The 17,272-nt window shown below is 42.4% G+C and carries 16 protein-coding genes and 1 tRNA gene; all 17 read right to left on the bottom strand.

Annotation, left to right across the window (positions count from 1 at the left end):
* Positions 1–142: 142 nt before the first annotated feature.
* Positions 143–216: transfer RNA gene (locus DWW86_RS10315), tRNA-Pro, on the bottom strand.
* Between the two features lie 68 nt (positions 217–284).
* Complete coding sequence (locus tag DWW86_RS10310; protein ID WP_117943008.1) at positions 285–2,450, bottom strand: isopeptide-forming domain-containing fimbrial protein; 2,166 nt, start codon at positions 2,448–2,450, stop codon at positions 285–287.
* Positions 2,447–3,709, bottom strand: coding sequence for a hypothetical protein (locus tag DWW86_RS10305; protein WP_117943007.1), 1,263 nt, complete (start codon positions 3,707–3,709; stop codon positions 2,447–2,449). Before DWW86_RS10305 ends, DWW86_RS10310 begins: the two co-directional genes overlap by 4 nt.
* On the bottom strand, positions 3,693–4,250 hold the full coding sequence (locus tag DWW86_RS10300; protein ID WP_117943006.1) for a hypothetical protein: 558 nt from the start codon (positions 4,248–4,250) through the stop codon (positions 3,693–3,695). Before DWW86_RS10300 ends, DWW86_RS10305 begins: the two co-directional genes overlap by 17 nt.
* Before the next feature lie 18 nt (positions 4,251–4,268).
* Complete coding sequence (locus tag DWW86_RS10295; protein ID WP_117943005.1) at positions 4,269–4,910, bottom strand: SipW-dependent-type signal peptide-containing protein; 642 nt, start codon at positions 4,908–4,910, stop codon at positions 4,269–4,271.
* Positions 4,907–5,392 carry a signal peptidase I gene (locus DWW86_RS10290; RefSeq protein ID WP_117943004.1) on the bottom strand — a complete coding sequence of 162 codons (486 nt, stop codon included), beginning with the start codon at positions 5,390–5,392 and terminating at the stop codon, positions 4,907–4,909. The genes DWW86_RS10295 and DWW86_RS10290 overlap by 4 nt, the downstream gene beginning before the upstream one ends.
* A gap of 216 nt (positions 5,393–5,608) precedes the next feature.
* On the bottom strand, positions 5,609–6,628 hold the full coding sequence (gene ilvC, locus DWW86_RS10285; RefSeq protein WP_015543106.1) for a ketol-acid reductoisomerase: 1,020 nt from the start codon (positions 6,626–6,628) through the stop codon (positions 5,609–5,611).
* A 99-nt stretch (positions 6,629–6,727) separates the two neighbouring features.
* A complete protein-coding gene (ilvN, locus tag DWW86_RS10280) occupies positions 6,728–7,225 on the bottom strand; it encodes an acetolactate synthase small subunit (RefSeq protein WP_072520908.1) in 498 nt (165 codons plus the stop codon).
* A gap of 177 nt (positions 7,226–7,402) precedes the next feature.
* Positions 7,403–8,455, bottom strand: coding sequence for a tyrosine-protein phosphatase (locus DWW86_RS10275; RefSeq protein WP_117943003.1), 1,053 nt, complete (start codon positions 8,453–8,455; stop codon positions 7,403–7,405).
* An 11-nt stretch (positions 8,456–8,466) separates the two neighbouring features.
* Positions 8,467–9,276 (bottom strand): Cof-type HAD-IIB family hydrolase, encoded by an 810-nt coding sequence (locus tag DWW86_RS10270; RefSeq protein WP_072520906.1) that lies wholly within the window; start codon positions 9,274–9,276, stop codon positions 8,467–8,469.
* A 37-nt stretch (positions 9,277–9,313) separates the two neighbouring features.
* A complete protein-coding gene (locus DWW86_RS10265; RefSeq protein ID WP_117943002.1) occupies positions 9,314–10,582 on the bottom strand; it encodes a M18 family aminopeptidase in 1,269 nt (422 codons plus the stop codon).
* Positions 10,583–10,794: 212 nt separating this feature from the next.
* The gene (locus DWW86_RS10260; protein WP_117943001.1) at positions 10,795–12,009 is read right to left on the bottom strand and encodes an LL-diaminopimelate aminotransferase; all 1,215 of its coding nucleotides are present in this window, start codon (positions 12,007–12,009) and stop codon (positions 10,795–10,797) included.
* A gap of 20 nt (positions 12,010–12,029) precedes the next feature.
* Positions 12,030–13,475 (bottom strand): Asp-tRNA(Asn)/Glu-tRNA(Gln) amidotransferase subunit GatB, encoded by a 1,446-nt coding sequence (gatB, locus tag DWW86_RS10255; RefSeq protein WP_117943000.1) that lies wholly within the window; start codon positions 13,473–13,475, stop codon positions 12,030–12,032.
* Complete coding sequence (gatA, locus tag DWW86_RS10250; RefSeq protein ID WP_117942999.1) at positions 13,472–14,947, bottom strand: Asp-tRNA(Asn)/Glu-tRNA(Gln) amidotransferase subunit GatA; 1,476 nt, start codon at positions 14,945–14,947, stop codon at positions 13,472–13,474. The genes gatB and gatA overlap by 4 nt, the downstream gene beginning before the upstream one ends.
* 30 nt (positions 14,948–14,977) lie before the next feature.
* Entirely contained in the window at positions 14,978–15,271 is a 294-nt protein-coding gene (gatC, locus tag DWW86_RS10245) for an Asp-tRNA(Asn)/Glu-tRNA(Gln) amidotransferase subunit GatC (protein ID WP_015543113.1), read from the bottom strand.
* Positions 15,272–15,291: 20 nt separating this feature from the next.
* Positions 15,292–16,623, bottom strand: a complete 1,332-nt coding sequence (gene aspS, locus DWW86_RS10240) for an aspartate--tRNA(Asn) ligase (RefSeq protein ID WP_117942998.1) — start codon at positions 16,621–16,623, stop codon at positions 15,292–15,294.
* An 84-nt stretch (positions 16,624–16,707) separates the two neighbouring features.
* Positions 16,708–17,256 carry an ANTAR domain-containing response regulator gene (locus DWW86_RS10235; RefSeq protein ID WP_117942997.1) on the bottom strand — a complete coding sequence of 183 codons (549 nt, stop codon included), beginning with the start codon at positions 17,254–17,256 and terminating at the stop codon, positions 16,708–16,710.
* Between the last annotated feature and the right edge of the window lie 16 nt (positions 17,257–17,272).

The raw sequence follows: 17,272 nt of genomic DNA, 5'->3' as shown, positions 1-17,272 counted from the left end.
TTATGTCCGTTACTCAACCTATCACATGTTACATTATAATATATCTTTTACATAAATTCAATGCATCAGGGCTAATTTAATATAGTAAAAAGCTTCGAAATACATAACTGTATCTCAAAGCTTTTCGACATTCTGTCCTCAATCGGGGCAACAGGATTTGAACCTGCGACCTCACGGCCCCCAGCCGTGCGCGCTACCAAGCTACGCCATACCCCGGTGAGGATTATTATATCAAGCAGCCTGCGGTTTTGCAACCGTTTTCTCTATACTTTCTTCTATCCGTTTCAGTGCCGGATACTGATTTTATTGCGTATAACATCTGTATGACTATACCTGTCATATTTTGTCTTTTTATTTGTAAATGTAACTGCTGCTTTTTTATTATTTTTGTCAAGTGTTACTGTTCCTGTCCGGTCATTCAGACTCACATTTGCCGTCTGTGCTGTAATACTTTCAAATACATAACGTAAAGTTTTCTTCTCACTGACCGTGTACCTTCCCAGCGGAATAGTCGAAAACGTACAGCTCAACACCGCATATCCTCTATCTGTCGGATATTCACCCTTACGAAACTCCACAAAATCCTCATATGCATGCGAAATTCCTTTTCCATCTGTTCCGGTCACACAGAATCGAAAAACAGGATTTCCATGCGCCCATATAATGTCCTGCTCTCTGATTCTTTTTGTGATCACAATCTGCCCGTCCGGAATTTCTCTCGGAATTTCTCCTTTTACCCACGAAGAATTTGTCTGCTGCGTATCCTTTATTTTATCTGATACAATTGTTCTGGACGCCTTGTTTTCAATCGAATAAGCACTTCCATTCTGACTTATATGATTATGCGAACTTATTACTGTATTACTTCCGGCTGTAACTTTTATCCGAAAATAGTATGTCACATCATTAAATGCCTCTTCACTTTTCAGATAAGATGTGTTTGCAGTAAATGTAATCGTATTTTTCGTATTCTCAATTCTGAATCTGGATGTCACATCTTTTCCTGCTGAAGTTGTAACGCTTCCACTTCTGAATTTCAGACAGGAATCCAGTGTATCTTTCAGAACAAAAGAGCTGTAGGAGCCAGGCATCAGCCTCTGCGCAATCACATAATCATAATTTTTTCCTTCCTTTATGCCATATGGAGGATCTGTCCGCGTAGATTCATGTTTTGTCATACTGTTATAAGCAGCACCGTCATTTCCCACTCTTTTTTCCGGTTTGGGGTTCGGTTCATATGTACCTACTGTTTTCCCTGTTGTCAGAAAAAACGCATTCTGCGGATACGTCTCATTGTTCCAGCTCTCCTGAGAATTCCAGTTCAGCATAAAGTATCCGTCAAAGTCAAGCTGGCACCATGCTTTCACATCATCAGTATCAATATCTTCTCCTTCCGGACTTGTCAGCTCATTGTAAACAGCGCCATTTGCAATCATAGCCGTTGTTTTTTTCAGATAATTATAGCCTTTGCGCAGATAAATCCGATTTACACCCCAACCATCATAAACACGAATTCCCTGTCCTGCATCCAGATCCTTCAATGTCACATGTCCTTTCGGAGAAATTTTATTCTGTGTTGCATGATCCAGAAATTCAAAACGAAATCTTACAGTTCCCACTCCAATTGTATTAAATGCAATTCTGTTTTTGTAAAACAATATACATGGAATAATATTTCTTCCATCATTTCCTATATGATTTTTATTTACAGGTCCCCATTTCACTGCTGTCACTTTCAAATCTACAATTTTCCCATTATACTCCCCTACATTACTATATATGGCAGTAATAGGATCTGCATAATCCTGATCATCAATTACGCATCCCAAAAATGTTTTACAGTATTCTTCCGTAAATCCACGTTCATCGCCATACCAGTTATGCATTTTAGTATTCAAAGTTCCATTATACCTGCTGATAGAAACAAGACTGCTGGTATTTGCCCGGAAAGCATAAGTAAATGCATATTCGCTTCTCATCTGATAATCAGCAGCTACCCATTTCACCGGAACGCTGCTCGTTGCTCTTGCAACCATTGCTTCAGGATCTGCTGTGTCAAATTCATCGACTTCATCTCCTTCTGCCGAAAACACTTCCTCTGCTCCATTGTCATTATCCGCTGTCTCAATCGATATATCCGGGAATTCCGCCGCTGCATCTTCGTCCGGTATATCTTCTGTCAGATTCTCTTCACATTCCTCAGCATCAATAATAATTTCATCTGTGTCATTCTCTCCATCTGCTTCGTCTTCTGCTGTGTCCTCTGTGTCCCCTGTCTCATCTTCCTCACTGTCCGCTCCATTTTCCAAACCTTCCATACTTTGATTCAGATCCACAGCCTGTTCTGTTTCCGAAAAAGCTGCTGCTGATTCTACAGGCAGCGACATTCCATACCACAAACTTAAAATCATCACAACCATAAGACAGATACCCGTGATTTTTCTTTTCATGATTTTTTCGCCCCTTTCCATTTTTTTATGACTGGTATACTGATGCCAGCTGCAAGAAACAGTAAGAGCATAAGTTCTACCGGCATGGGATCACCTGTTTTTACGGACGATTTCTGTTTGCTGCCAGTATCCTTAACAGATGACTGAAAAGAATCCCCGGAAAAGCTTTGATCTTCATTTTCGTTTTGTTCTTCTGTCGTATCCATCTCAGAAGTTTCATCTTGAACAGAAAATATCCACGAAACATCTGTTTTCTTTAAAGCCCATGCATTATCCCATTCTTTCGGAATTTCCAGTGAGAATTTAAGTTCACCTGACGCTTTGCTTTTAAAAACTCCAAGCGAATGATTCTTTTGAAGTTTTGCAGCATCCAATGTTCCACTGTAAAGTACATTTTTTCCCATGGAAATCTGAAAGCAGATATTTTTCAGCATATCCATTTTTTCTTTTGATCTTCCCTCTGTACTGATTCTGAAAAAAATCTCCGCATCCTTCTTTGTCGTATTTGACACCTTTACTGTATCTGCCAGAACGTCTCCAGGCATTGCTGTTTCCAAATTCGCAAAGAAATCATCCGGGACTGCAATCAGTTTGTGTGCTTTTCCCTGAAATTCCACAGACAGTTTTCGTTCACCCTTTTTGCAGATCATTGTTCCATTTGTTTCATGGACACAATCCTGAATTTCCTGATTTTCCCACGGTGACATGGCGTTAAAATCCGGTTTGAAATTAGCAGCCTGTATCGCATCCGCCTGCACGGTAATATTCAGTTTCTGCCCACTATGCTCTTCTGTCCATCCCGCTGGAACAGATACACTCTGAAAAAGATCCACAGATTCCTGTTTTTTCAAAACCTTCGTATAATAATAGTAATCCCCTCGCTTTATCCACCCTGCTGAAATTCCTTCTATATTACGGTCACTCAGCATTTCCATATCGTCTTTATCACTTCCGTAACTGATATGCGCCCGTATCCAACATGGAAGAGCCCTGTTCTTAATACGCGGAATCTTTGAAATCCGTTCACCAGGAAATATATATGCCGGATCACGATATTTCACTTCTCCGTTCCCTTTTCGCGCAAACTCTGTCATATTTATCCGAATATCGCCCATGGTAATATGATTTTTGATTTCCAGACTATCCGAAAAATAACCATAAGCACCTGTTGCCATACAAAGCAGCGCAGCAAGAATTCCAACCAGCATTTTTCTTTTTTTCTTCACATGTCCACCTGCCTTCTCAGCCCTGTTTTTCATAAGCCTCCCATGCTGCCTGACAGGACTCATATGGTTTTGCCTCTACAGACTCCTCATACACCTGAATTTGGAAATCCTTCAATTTCTCCCAGTATGTTTTTTCAATTTTTTCCGCTTCCACCATAAATCCTGTACATAATGGTCTGGTCGATTCTCCTTCTTTCAATACATTTTTGTAATAATAAAATCCATCATCACTGTATACCCAGTCAGTCGTATTCTGCCCTTTCATCGTGACAGCCCTGCCGATATCACTGTTTGAATACGCCAGAGAAACGCGCACAAAACAGTCTACGCTCATTCCCTCCGCACCCTGTTCACGATTTGTTACCCATATTTTTTTCGTAATATCCGTATTCTTATCCGGTACAACCGGCGTCGGAGAAGGAAATTCTTCTCCGATTCCAGTTGTATTATTTCCCACATATATGATATTTTCTGCTGTATCAAAAGCACTTTGATATGCTGCAATTCCCTGCACAGTTACCAGAATCCCCATTGCGGCTGCCAGAGCTGTGATTCTCTTCTTCCTTCCTGTCATACTGTTTCCTGCTTTCTGCTATTCCGTTACTTTTCCATCCTGCTCCCTGTTCTGATTTACATATTTTTCATAGGCTGCTTTAATCTGTTCCGGAAGATTATCGGAACTGCCACCTGTATAAGATGTCTGTATCGCATAGGCTCTGACCGGAATTTCAAGTGTCTGTCCGTCCAGCTGCCCCTCAATCAGATTCAGGAACTTTACAGTATCAAATAAAGCTTCCGAAGTTTCCTGCGGTTTCAGTATTTTTTTGTACGCATATGTATATACCCTCCGGTTTTCTATATTCTGCGCATTGAGCTGCATCCAGCTTGCTTTCGCTTCAAAAGAAAATAATTCCTGTACCTTTTTCCCCAGGCGGTCACCACTTTCCGCTGCCGCCTCCACATTCGCCATCGGAATTGAAACTTCCATATATACAAATGCATCATTTGTTCCTGTGTTCGTAATCTGCGGATCTTTATGAATTACTTTTGACGGTTCAATTATCCTATTTTCTTCAGGTTTCCATTCCGGCTCTTTCAATTCAATATCAACCTTTCCGACTGTAAACTCATTGGATACTTTCTCATAATCCGTCAGATACGCAGACACGCCTCCAACTGATGCCAGACATAAAATTCCTGCCAGTGCCATAATTTTCACTGTATTTTTTTTCATATTTGTTTTCTGCGCCTTTTTTCGATGCGCTCTCCTTTCCATTCAATTACCAGAAAGACCAGTTCCTGAAAGATCATGAGCAGCAACAGCATTCCCACTGTTTTTTCCTTTAAAAGCTCTGCTGCATAACCTACAAGTGGAACTGTCAGGATCACCGTTCCTATGATCTGTTCCGGTTCCAGCAGTGATACATCCTCCATATTATTTGCATCACCTTTTGTTATGTAACTCTGTTTCTGTTTTGCAACTACTCTGTGACTGACTTTTCCCTGCGCATTTTGAAACGTCACAATATCTCCGACAGATGGCTCTGTTCTTTTTGTATCTGTAAAAACAATTCCTCCTGTTTTTAGCGTCGGTTCCATAGAACCAGACATAACAATATCCACAGAAATACCAATCTTCGGTAGAAAAAAAACAGCAAGACCGAAAAAGCCGATCACAGTCAGTAAAATTCTTGCGGCTTTTTCCGCAATTCGCATAAATCACCTGCTTTCTTATCGTGGAATAAAATACAAAAATAAATGGATTTTTTGCAGATCTGCATTGATTGATAAAATCAAGATTGTCTTAAGATGGTTTAATCTTATGCTCTGAGCGCATAAAAGTCAATAAAATTCGTTCGTCATGTTTTGACAGGATGATACGTCAAAAAACGACACATCCAAAAGGATGTGCCGTTATAATCGAAAATTTACTTAGTTGTTAATGAGCTTGTCTTCGCCGTTCCAGCTGTACAGTTTACGGATTTCTTCGCCAACTTTTTCTGACGGATGTTCGGAAGCAAGTTTTCTCATTGCTTTGAAATGAACCTGTTTTCCTGCATCAGACATATCAAGCAGGAAATCTTTTGCAAATGTACCATCCTGGATATCTGTAAGGATCTGTTTCATAGCTTTCTTTGTTTCTGCTGTAACAATCTTCGGTCCTGTGATATAATCGCCGTACTCAGCAGTATTGGAGATGGAATATCTCATTCCTGCGAATCCTGACTGATAGATCAGGTCAACGATCAATTTCATCTCATGGATACATTCGAAATATGCATTTCTCGGGTCATATCCGGCTTCGCAAAGTGTTTCGAAACCAGCCTGCATAAGTGCAACAACACCACCACAGAGAACTGCCTGCTCTCCGAAAAGGTCTGTTTCTGTCTCTGTACGGAATGTAGTTTCAAGAAGACCAGCTCTTGCTCCACCAATTGCAAGTCCATAAGCAAGTGCTTTGTCAAGTGCTTTTCCTGTATAATCCTGCTCTACAGCTACCAGACAAGGAGTTCCTTTTCCAGCCTGATATTCGCTTCTTACTGTATGTCCAGGTGCTTTTGGTGCAATCATAGTAACATCGACATATTTTGGTGGAACGATACATCCAAAATGAATGTTGAAACCATGAGCAAACATCAGCATGTTGCCTTCTTCAAGGTTCGGCTCGATATCTTCTTTGTAAAGTTTGGCCTGTTTTTCATCATTGATCAGGATCATGATGATGTCAGCCTGTTTTGCAGCCTCTGCTGCTGTATATACTTTAAAGCCCTGTTCTTCGGCTTTTTTCCAGGACTTGCTTCCTTCATACAGACCAACAATGACATTGCATCCGGACTCCTTTAAGTTCAGCGCATGTGCATGTCCCTGGCTGCCATAACCGATAATCGCAATTGTCTTACCATCCAGTAATCCTAAATTACAGTCTTCCTGGTAAAAAATCCTGTTTGCCATCTTTGTTTCCTCCTAAGCTATTCGTAAAATAATATTTATCGTTAAAGGGCTGTACCCCTTAGCAAACGTAATAAACTACTATGTAAAATGCCCTGCATCCTACAGAAATTTTACATCGCTGGCACCACGCGAAAGTCCTGTGATACCTGTTCTTGCAAGTTCCAGTATCTCATATTCACCGAGAAGGTCAATAAAAGCACCGAGCTTACTCTTACTTCCGGTCATCTCAATGACTAAAGAAGTCTTACCGACATCAATGACATTGGCACGGAAAATATTTGCAATGGAAATAATTCCCTCTCTCTGCTCCGGCCGCGCTGCGACCTTCACAAGTACCAGTTCTCGGCTTACACTGTTATCCGGTTCGAGAACCTTAATATCTCTTACATCTACCAGCTTTGCGAGCTGTTTTGTAATCTGTTCCAGAATCATCGTGTCTCCACTGCATACGACTGTCATTCTGGAATATCGTTCATCCGCAGTCACGCCGACTGTCAGACTGTCAATATTATAACCTCTGCGGCTGAAAAGACCGGCAATACGACTTAATACACCGGCAGTGTTATCTACTAACAGGGACAAAATTCTTTTCTGCATAACGCACCTGCTTTCAAGTTACTGTTCACTGCATTTACAGCAGTGTTTTCAATACTTTAATCTTTTAAACAATTCCATCGTAAAATTGTCTGCATGTTTATCATTATAGCAATATTACATCGTTTGTCAATGCAAAATTTTGTATACATTACAATTTTAAAACACTTTTTTGTATTTTTATACAAGGTATTTTTTGCGCAGAGCCTCGATCGTTTTCGGATTCATGTACAGTGCTTTTTTCATAAACTGTTCAACTGAACCATAGTCTTTTTCGATGGTTTCGAATACACAGTCAAGGTATTCTTCTTTTACACGATAAAGCAGACGTATCTTGTCCATGGTTTGGTTGTCCACGATCATCTTTGACTCCAGATAGCGAACCATATGATTCATTTCCTCATCAAGATAAAGATTTGTTTTCATATAGTCTTCATAGATTGTCTCTCTCGGAACCCCAAGTGTACATAGGAGAAGCGCCGTTCCCACACCTGCACGGTCTTTGCCGATGCTGCAGTGCCACAATACTGCCCCTTCTTCCTGATGAAGCAATACATCCAGAAAACGCGCATACTGTCTGACGCTGTAGGAATCGTGCACCAGTGAAGCATACTGGTTCAGTACAAAATCTTCCGGAATATCTTTAAAACTTTTTATAATCTCATCCAGTTTTCCGGATCTGGTAATGCCGGTCGTTTCCTCGTCCACAATCGGTATATCGCAGTATTGTACTCCCTCCATAACTATATCCGGTTTTTCCAGAACTTCCGATTTTGTGCGGAAGTCGATCACAGTCGTCAGATGATAGTCTTTCATCAGAGTATCCTGATCTGCAATCGAAATATGATAAAGTGTTCCGCTTCGAAGAAGTCTGTGCGGAAGAATATGGCGTCCGTCTGATGTCATCAGTGCACCCAGATCTCTTGTATTCGGAAGACTCTGGAGCGGAATCCTGCCGCCTTTCGGAAATCCTGTCACAATGTTCGGATTCAGTGCTTTCAATAACTGAATACAATCCTGAATCTCACGGTCCGTCAGATCAAACTGGTATCTTTTTTTACGGCGTGTAATTATGACCAGCGAACTGGTACTGAACTGCTTCTGTGCCCCGCCTTCTACTCCTTCTTTTCTTTTGTAAGCCCATAAGATATCTTTACATGGAAGATAATTCATCATCATATGTTTGGAAAAAATGAGATTACCATCCTCGATTCTTATTTTTCCGTATTTCATATTTTCTCCTTCTATATAAGCCCTAAATGTTCAAGTCCGTTACGAATACCGTAATGGAACATATCCGTCGTTACATAATCGGCCAGTTCTTTAATCTTCGGTGAAGCATTTCCCATTGCCACCTTTGTTGCTGCATATTCAAACATGGACAGATCATTGTTACTGTCTCCGAATACGATCGTGTCTTCCCATGCGATATGAAAAATCCTGCAGACTGCTGCAATTCCGACTGCTTTATTACATCCCTTCGGAACCATTTCAATCGTATTTCCCACAAAGTTATTAGATTCGTGATAGATCATATCATAATACAGAGAAAGTTCTGCGCATGCCTGCTGCGCATTGCATCCTTTTTGTTTCTTTGCACTGATCTTGTTGATGTGCATACAGTTTTCATTTCCACAGATCGGTCTCCACTTTTCTCCAAGTGATTCTGTGATCAGATCAGTATACCAGTTCACATCTGTCGTATATTCATCCTTATCATAATACATATAGTCGGCACCTTCCATGACCGGAATCAGCCCATATTTACGAAGTATCTCAACAGAAAGCTTTGCTACCTCCGGTGTTCTTTCGTTATTATACAGTCTTTTTCCGTCTTTTTCGATGGTCGCACCACATGCACTGATGATTCCTGTAAACGGAATCTGTTCCAGATACCAGGATACAAACGCCCGGCTTCTTCCGGTACAGAGCCATGCCTGATGTCCGTTGGCAACCAGCTTTTTGATTGATTCTACTGCACTGTCCGGTACTCCTTTTTCCATATCGCAGATAGTTCCATCCGCATCAAAAAAAACTGCTTTTTTATCACTCATTGTATTGTCCTTCTTTTCTACTCTATATGGCAATCTGTTATGCAAAAAGTTCCCCTGCCACCCGGATCAGATATTCTGTATCTTTTACGCCTGCAGTCTCATAAGGAGAATGCATGGCAAGCTGCGGAAGTCCGATATCTACTGTATTCATGGCAACCTGTGTATTGGAAATATTGCCCAGTGTCGACCCCCCGGCAATATCAGACCGGTTTACAAATGTCTGATATGGAACATCCGCCTTTGCACAAAGCTCTATAAACTCTGCCGCAGACACGGCATCTGTACAATACTTCTGATTTGCATTGTATTTGATAACAATCCCTTTATTCAGAACAGGATGATTCACCGGATCTGTTTTGTCTGCATAATTCGGATGAAGCGCATGTGCATTGTCCGCCGAAACCATAAAACTTCCGGCAAGAGTCATCAGATATTCTTCATAAGTTCTGCCAAGCCCTGTATTGATACGAAGAAGTGTATCCTTCAAAAAAGTAGATGCCGCCCCCTGTTTCGTGCTGCTGCCGACTTCTTCATTATCCAGCACGCAATGTACTGCGATATTTTCTCTCGTTTCCGCCCGCAGAAGTCCCTCCATAGAAGAAAACGCACACTGCAAGTCATCCAGCCGTGCGGAAGAAACAAATTCCTGATCTACGCCCCATATCGTACCCGGCATACGATTATACAAAAATAAATCGTGGCTGAGAATATCTGATCTGTCGGCCCCGATCTGCTCTGCAATCATTTCCAGCAGCGTTCTGTCTGTATTTTCTGCTGCAAAAAGAGGCAGCATATCTTTCTGCGGATTATATGCGGTTCCGTTGTTTGCCTCACGATTCATATGAATAGCAAGATTCGGGATCATCACCAGATCGCGTTCTATGTTTACCAGCTTTTCTACAAGTCCGCCATTCTCTCTGACAATGACTCTGCCGGCTATGGAAAGCGGACGGTCAAACCACGGTGCCATCAGCATTCCGCCATATTTTTCCACATTCAGTTTTACATAGCTGCCGTCCACTTTCATTTCCGGATTTTCTTTTATCTTGAATGTCGGAGAATCACTGTGGCTTGCCATAATATGAAATGCAAACGGCGGATCTTCCGGTATGGCAAAAGCAATCAGTGCGGAATTATTTCTGGTCACTACATATTTTCCACCCGGTATGAGATTCCAGTGTTCTCTCTCCGAAAGCACCTGAAATCCACCTTCCGTAAATCGTTTTTTCATTTCATCCACTGCCTGAAATGCAGTCGGACTTTTCTCTATAAATTCCAGTAATTTTTCTGTTGTTTCTATGTACATCTGTAACAACTCCTTGGTCCCGGATCGGGTATTTTCTTAACTGTTCAGTTCCCGCACAGTTACGGGATACTGACTGCTGAATACTACGTATATTCTTAAAATATTTCACTACGATTATACGGTATATTTTTTCGTATGGCAACGAAAAAGAGGCAGTTTGTCAAAAACCACCTCTTTACACTGCCCAAAGGCATGGTTGTTTATTCAAATTTTTATAATGCCTTGATTCTTCTGAGGGCTTCCTGTGTATTTTCATAGCTTCCGAAAGCAGTCAGACGGAAGAAGCCTTCTCCATGAGCACCAAATCCTGATCCCGGTGTACCTACTACATGTGCATTTTCAAGCAGATAATCAAAGAAATCCCAGGAGCTCATATTGTTCGGAGTCTTCAGCCAGATGTACGGTGCATTCACGCCACCTGATACGGAGTATCCTGCCTCTTTCAGTCCGTTGTAGATCGTATGTGCATTTTTCATATAATATGCAACCTGCTCTTTCAGCTGTGCCTTTCCTTCCGGAGAATAAACAGCTTCACCGGCGCGCTGTACAATATACGGTGCACCGTTAAATTTTGTTCCATGCCGTCTTGCCCAGAGGTCATGCAGTGCAACACCTTCTCTTATAAGATCTTTCGGAACAACGGTAAACCCAAGGCGGACACCTGTAAATCCGGCATTTTTTGAAAAGCTTCTAAGCTCGATCGCACAGGTACGTGCACCTTCACATTCATAAATACTGTGCGGAACATTTTCTTCTGTAATATAAGCCTCATATGCCGCATCATAAATGATCACTGCACCATTTTTATTTGCATAATCTACCCATTCCTGAAGCTTATCCTTTGTGATTGCCGCACCACTCGGATTGTTCGGGAAGCAGAGATAGATCAGATCCGGAGTCTCTGTCGGAAATTCCGGAAGAAATCCGTTTTCTTCCAGACACGGCATATAGATCACACCGTCAAAGTTTTCTCTTCCTGTATTGTACTCTCCGGTACGGCCTGCCATAACATTTGTGTCAACATAAACCGGGTAAACCGGGTCACAAACAGCTACTTTATTCTCAATACCAAAGATTTCCTGAATGTTACCGGAATCACTCTTTGCTCCGTCAGAAACAAAGATTTCATCTGCATGAATGTCACATCCGCGTGCTTCGTAATCGTTTTTTGCAATTGCACTGCGTAAGAATTCATAGCCGAGATCCGGTGCATATCCATGAAATGTTTCTGCATTAGCCATCTCGTCAACGGATTTATGCAGCGCATTGATAATTGCCGGTGCCAGCGGCTGTGTGACATCTCCGATTCCCAGACGTACGATCTGTACATCCGGATTTGCTTCCTGATATGCAGCTACTTTCTTTGCAATTGTGGAAAAAAGATAACTTCCCGGAAGCTTCAGGTAATTTTTATTTACTGTAACCATAATATTCTCTCCTAATCTGTCTACAGATTCTTTCTTCGTTCTACTTCTTTTACAAGAGCCTCGCGTACTGCATCCGGACTTGCCTTGCCCTTCAGTTCCCTCATCATCTTACCGACAAAGAATCCGAAAACTTTTTCTTTACCGCCAAGAAGTTCTTCCAGCGGTCCCGGATTCTCATCCATGATCTTCTGCAATGTATCATTGAGAAGTCCGGTGTCTTCAACAATTTTCAGACCGTGTTCTTCAATATAAGCTACCGGCTCAATGTCTTCTTCAAAGACTTTTTCAAAGACTTTCTTTGCATTTTGGGCGCTTACTTCTTTTTTCTCCACCATGGAAATCAGATCTGAAAGATGTTTTGGTGCAAAGGAAACTTTTTCTACATCAAGTCCTTTATCTTTGGTAAGGCGGAGAACTTCTCCCATAAACCAGTTGGCTGCTTTCTTCGGATTGCCGCAGAGCTTTGCCACTTCTTCAAACAGCAGCGAAAGATGTCTGGACTCTGTAAGAATTCCTGCGTCATATGCGGACAGTTCATATTCTGACTGATAACGAAGCTGCTTTTCTTCTCTGAGTTCCGGCTGTGATTCACGTATCTGCTGAATCCACTCATCAGATATATGAATCGGTGGAAGATCCGGATCCGGGAAATAACGGTAATCTTTGGCATCTTCTTTTGATCTCATTGCATGGGAAGATTCTTTATTATCATCCCAGCGACGTGTTTCCTGGATAACAGTTCTTCCCTCTTCGATCAGTTCAATCTGACGTTCTCTTTCTCCCTCGATGGCTCTTGCAATTGCCTTAAAGGAGTTCAGGTTCTTCATCTCTGTTCTTGTTCCAAAAGATTCACTTCCGACTTCACGAACAGACAGGTTGACGTCAGCTCGCATGGAACCTTCCTGCAATTTGCAGTCGGATACACCGAGATACTGCATCATACAGCGCAGTTTTTCAAGGTATGCAATAACCTCTTCTGAGCTTCTCATATCCGGTTCGGAAACGATCTCGATCAGCGGCACACCGCTTCGGTTGTAGTCAACCAGTGAGCAGTCTTCCCATTCATCATGAATCAGTTTACCGGCATCTTCTTCCATATGCATTTCATGAATGCGGACTTTTTTCTTTCCGGCAGAAGTTTCGATCTCTACCCATCCATCATGACAGATTGGCAGATACAACTGGGAAATCTGGTAGTTCTGCGGGTTATCCGGATAAAAATAGTTCTTTCTGTCAAATTTGCAGTACTGGTTGATCTGGCAGTTTGCTGCAAGTCCGGCTTTCAGTGCAAATTCTACTACCTGACGGTTCAGAACAGGCAGAGAACCCGGCATACCGGTGCAGACCGGACAGGTATGTGTATTCGGAGCGCCACCAAACTCTGTAGAGCATCCGCAGAAAATCTTTGTTTTTGTTGCAAGTTCTACATGGACTTCAAGGCCAATGACTGTCTCATACTGTTTCATGCCTTTTTGCCTCCTTTCTCCGGAGTCGGGAACGCTCCCCTGACTGCCTCATAGGCAGCGGCTGCACGGAGGATCTTCTTCTCTGCAAAACAGTCACCGATCATCTGGATACCGATTGGCATTCCGGCTTTGTCCATTCCACATGGAACCGTGATTCCCGGCAGACCACAGAGATTGACTGCAACGGTATAAATATCACCAAGATACATGGCAAGCGGGTCTTTCAGACTTTCCCCGATCTTTGGTGCTGTATAAGGTGCCGCCGGTGCAAGGATCACATCATATTTTTCAAATGCCTGATCAAACTCTTTCTTGATCAGAGCTTTTGTACGCAGTGCTTTCAGATAATATGCATCATAATATCCGGAACTTAATACAAATGATCCAAGCATGATACGACGTTTGACTTCCTCACCAAAAGCTTCTGTTCTCGTTTTCTTATACATGTCGTGCAATCCCTCATACTCAGCTGCACGATAACCATATTTCACACCGTCAAAGCGCTCCAGGTTTGAGCTTGCCTCTGCGCTGGCAATGATATAATATGCAGGGATCATATATTCCATAGTCTCTACGGAGAAAAACTCTACGATTGCGCCCTGTTCGGTAAGTGTCTTCAACACATTCATAAAAGAATCCTTCACTTCCGGGTCAAGACCTTTTGCAAGAAATTCTTTCGGCACACCGAATTTCATACCGAGAAGTTTCTTTTCTTCCAGACTCTTACTGAAATCCAGATCATTTCTTTCAAGTGAAGTGCTGTCTTTCGGATCATGTCCGGCAATCACTTCAAGAAGAGCGGCACAGTCTGCCACATTCTTTCCTACCGGTCCGATCTGATCCAGCGAAGACGCATAGGCAACCAGACCATAACGGGATACGGTACCGTAAGTTGGCTTAATTCCGGTCACACCACAAAAAGAGCTCGGCTGACGGATAGATCCACCGGTATCAGATCCGAGTGCCATAAACGTTTCTCCTGCTGCAACTGCCGCACAGGAACCACCGGAAGAGCCGCCCGGAACATGTTCTGTGTTCCACGGGTTTCTTGTCACTCCGTAAGCTGAAGTCTCTGTAGTACTTCCCATGGCAAACTCATCCATATTTGTCTTACCTATAATGATCATTCCTGCTTTTTCCAGACGGTCAATGACCTCCGCATTGTACTGTGGAACAAAATTCTCAAGGATTCTGGACGCACAGGTTGTTTTCTTTCCTTTGATACAGATATTATCTTTTATTGCGATCGGAACACCGGCAAGCGGACCTGCATAAGTGCCGTCTGCAATTCCTTTTTCCACTTCTTTTGCACGTGCATATGCTTCTTTTTTATAAAGGTCAAGGTAAGCATGCACCGTTTCTTCTTTACTCTCAATCTGGTCAAAGACTGCTTTCACGCCATCCACTACATGGATCTGACGCTGTTTTATCTTTGCAGCCAGTTCTAATGCTGTCATTGTTTCCAGTTCCATAATTTTTCTCCTCTATCCGGATCACTTCTGTTATCCGATGGTCTTCGGTACCTGATACTGTCCTTCTTTTGCCTTCGGTGCATTTGCAAGCATTGCTTCTTTATTGTCTCCGTTTGTTACCACATCTTCACGGAATACATTCTGATCACCAAAGATATGTGAAAGCGGTTCAACCCCTTTGGTATCCAGTTCATCCAGCTTTTCCACATAATCCAGCATCTTCTGCATGTCTTCTTTTGCTTTTTCCTTTGCTTCCTCATTTAAAGAAAGTTTCGCAAGAATGCATACATTTTCTATTGTTTCATCATCTATGATCTTTGCCATTTTTGTTCCTCCTGCTTATCCTACGGCTCCAGTCTGTTCAGATCTCTCGGGAACAGACATGCTTCACGGACATTCTCCTCACCAAGAAGCTGCATAGTCAGACGCTCCAGTCCGATACCAAGACCTCCGTGCGGCGGCATTCCATGTTTGAAAGTATCCAGATACTGCTCCATACCATCTTCTTCCATACCACGGGCAGCAATCTTCGCTTTGAGCTGATTGTAATCATGGATACGCTGGCCTCCGGTTGTTACTTCCAGTCCGTGGAACAGAAGATCAAAGCTTAATGTAAACTTATCATCTGCCGGATCATCCATTGCATAAAATGGACGTTTCTTTGACGGATAATGTGTTACAAAAACAAAATCAGCATCATATTCTTCTTTGAAATATCTTCCGATCAGTGCTTCTTCTTCCGGTTCCAGATCATACGGGTTACGGATCTTGCGGTTATATTTTGCAGAGACAAGTTCTTTTGCCTTGTCAAAACGTACCGCCGGAATCTGATCTACTTTCGGAAGTTCGATCTTAAGGATCTGAAGTTCCTTTGCATAGTCCTTCCTAAGCAGTTCCATCGCATACTGAAGAAATCCTGTTTCCATTCCCATGATATCTTCGAATCCGTCAATATATCCCATCTCAAAATCAAGACTGGTATATTCGTTCAGATGACGTTTGGTATTATGTTTCTCGGCACGGAATACCGGTCCGGTCTCAAACACGCGATCAAAAACACCTACCATCATCTGTTTGTAAAACTGCGGGCTCTGTGCAAGGACAGCCGGTTTGTGGAAATAGCTGAATTTGAAAAGGTTTGCACCACCCTCGGCTCCTCTTGCCCCGATCTTCGGTGTATGGATTTCAGTAAATCCCTGTTCGTAGAGGAAATCACGGAAAGCACGTGTCAACGCTTCCTGAATCTTGAATTTGGAGCGCTCCTGCACATTACGGAGTGCGATCGGACGTAAATTCAGTTTTGCCTCCAGAGAAGTATTTAATTTCCATTTGTCAACTGCCAGCGGCATCGGTTCTGCCGGTGCTGAAAGAATCTCTACCTCCCGGATACGGATTTCTCTTCCATGAGGAGCTCTTTCTTCCTCATTCAGAATTCCTTTTACACGGAGAGTCATCGCTTCTTTCAGATCATGAACGGAAAGATTTGCTTTTTCATTCTCAACAACAGTCTGAAAAAGTCCCTCTCTTCTTCTCAGGATCACAAAAGCCACATCGCCCATATTACGGATGCTGTGAACGGCTCCTTCCAGAATAACTTCCTGATTTAAGAGAGAAGTACCTAACAGTTCATCCCATTCGGTTACTTCTTTTTTGTAAATACCGTTCAAAAACTCCATTTCCTCATCCTCCATATATCTCGTCTTTTTATATTGTGAAGTCCGGATCAAAAAAATCCGTTCCTTACTTCCATCATTGCTGTATCAGCTTTCATACAACAGCATCAGAAGCATCTGTGCTGTCTCCACCATATTCGTTCCGGAATCCATACTGGATTTCTGGATATACCTGTATGCATCTTCTTCATTTAAATGATTTCGCTGCATCAGCATCATCTTCGCATTGGAAATATAATTCTGTTCTTTCTCCGAACGAAGTTTGGGTTTCTTTTTTTCTTTACGTCTCTTGCGATCCTGCTGCATCAGGATCATGCTGACCGTGTTGACCAGATCACCGGACTTTATCGGCATCTCCACTGAAAGAATAGAGGATGGTACTTCACAGATCACCCTCGCTGATGCCAGCAGCAACATTTCAAAATCTCTCGGCAGACACTCAGACAGATCCAGATAGTTCATATCCAGCAGACGATGTCCGCAGATCAGAACACCGCTTCCAAGTTCCGAGGCATTCGAAAGGGCACTTGATGCAGTACTGCATACAGAGGCTACCGTAAATCCGTGACGTTCAAGAACGCTGCGGATTTTTTTGGCATCTTCTATTTTGGGTAATGCAATAACAATACTGCTCATAAAAGTGTCTCTCCTC

Source organism: Ruminococcus sp. AF17-22AC (assembly GCF_003460065.1).
GTDB lineage: Bacteria > Bacillota > Clostridia > Lachnospirales > Lachnospiraceae > Blautia_A.
This window is presented reverse-complemented; position numbering and strand designations above follow the sequence as displayed.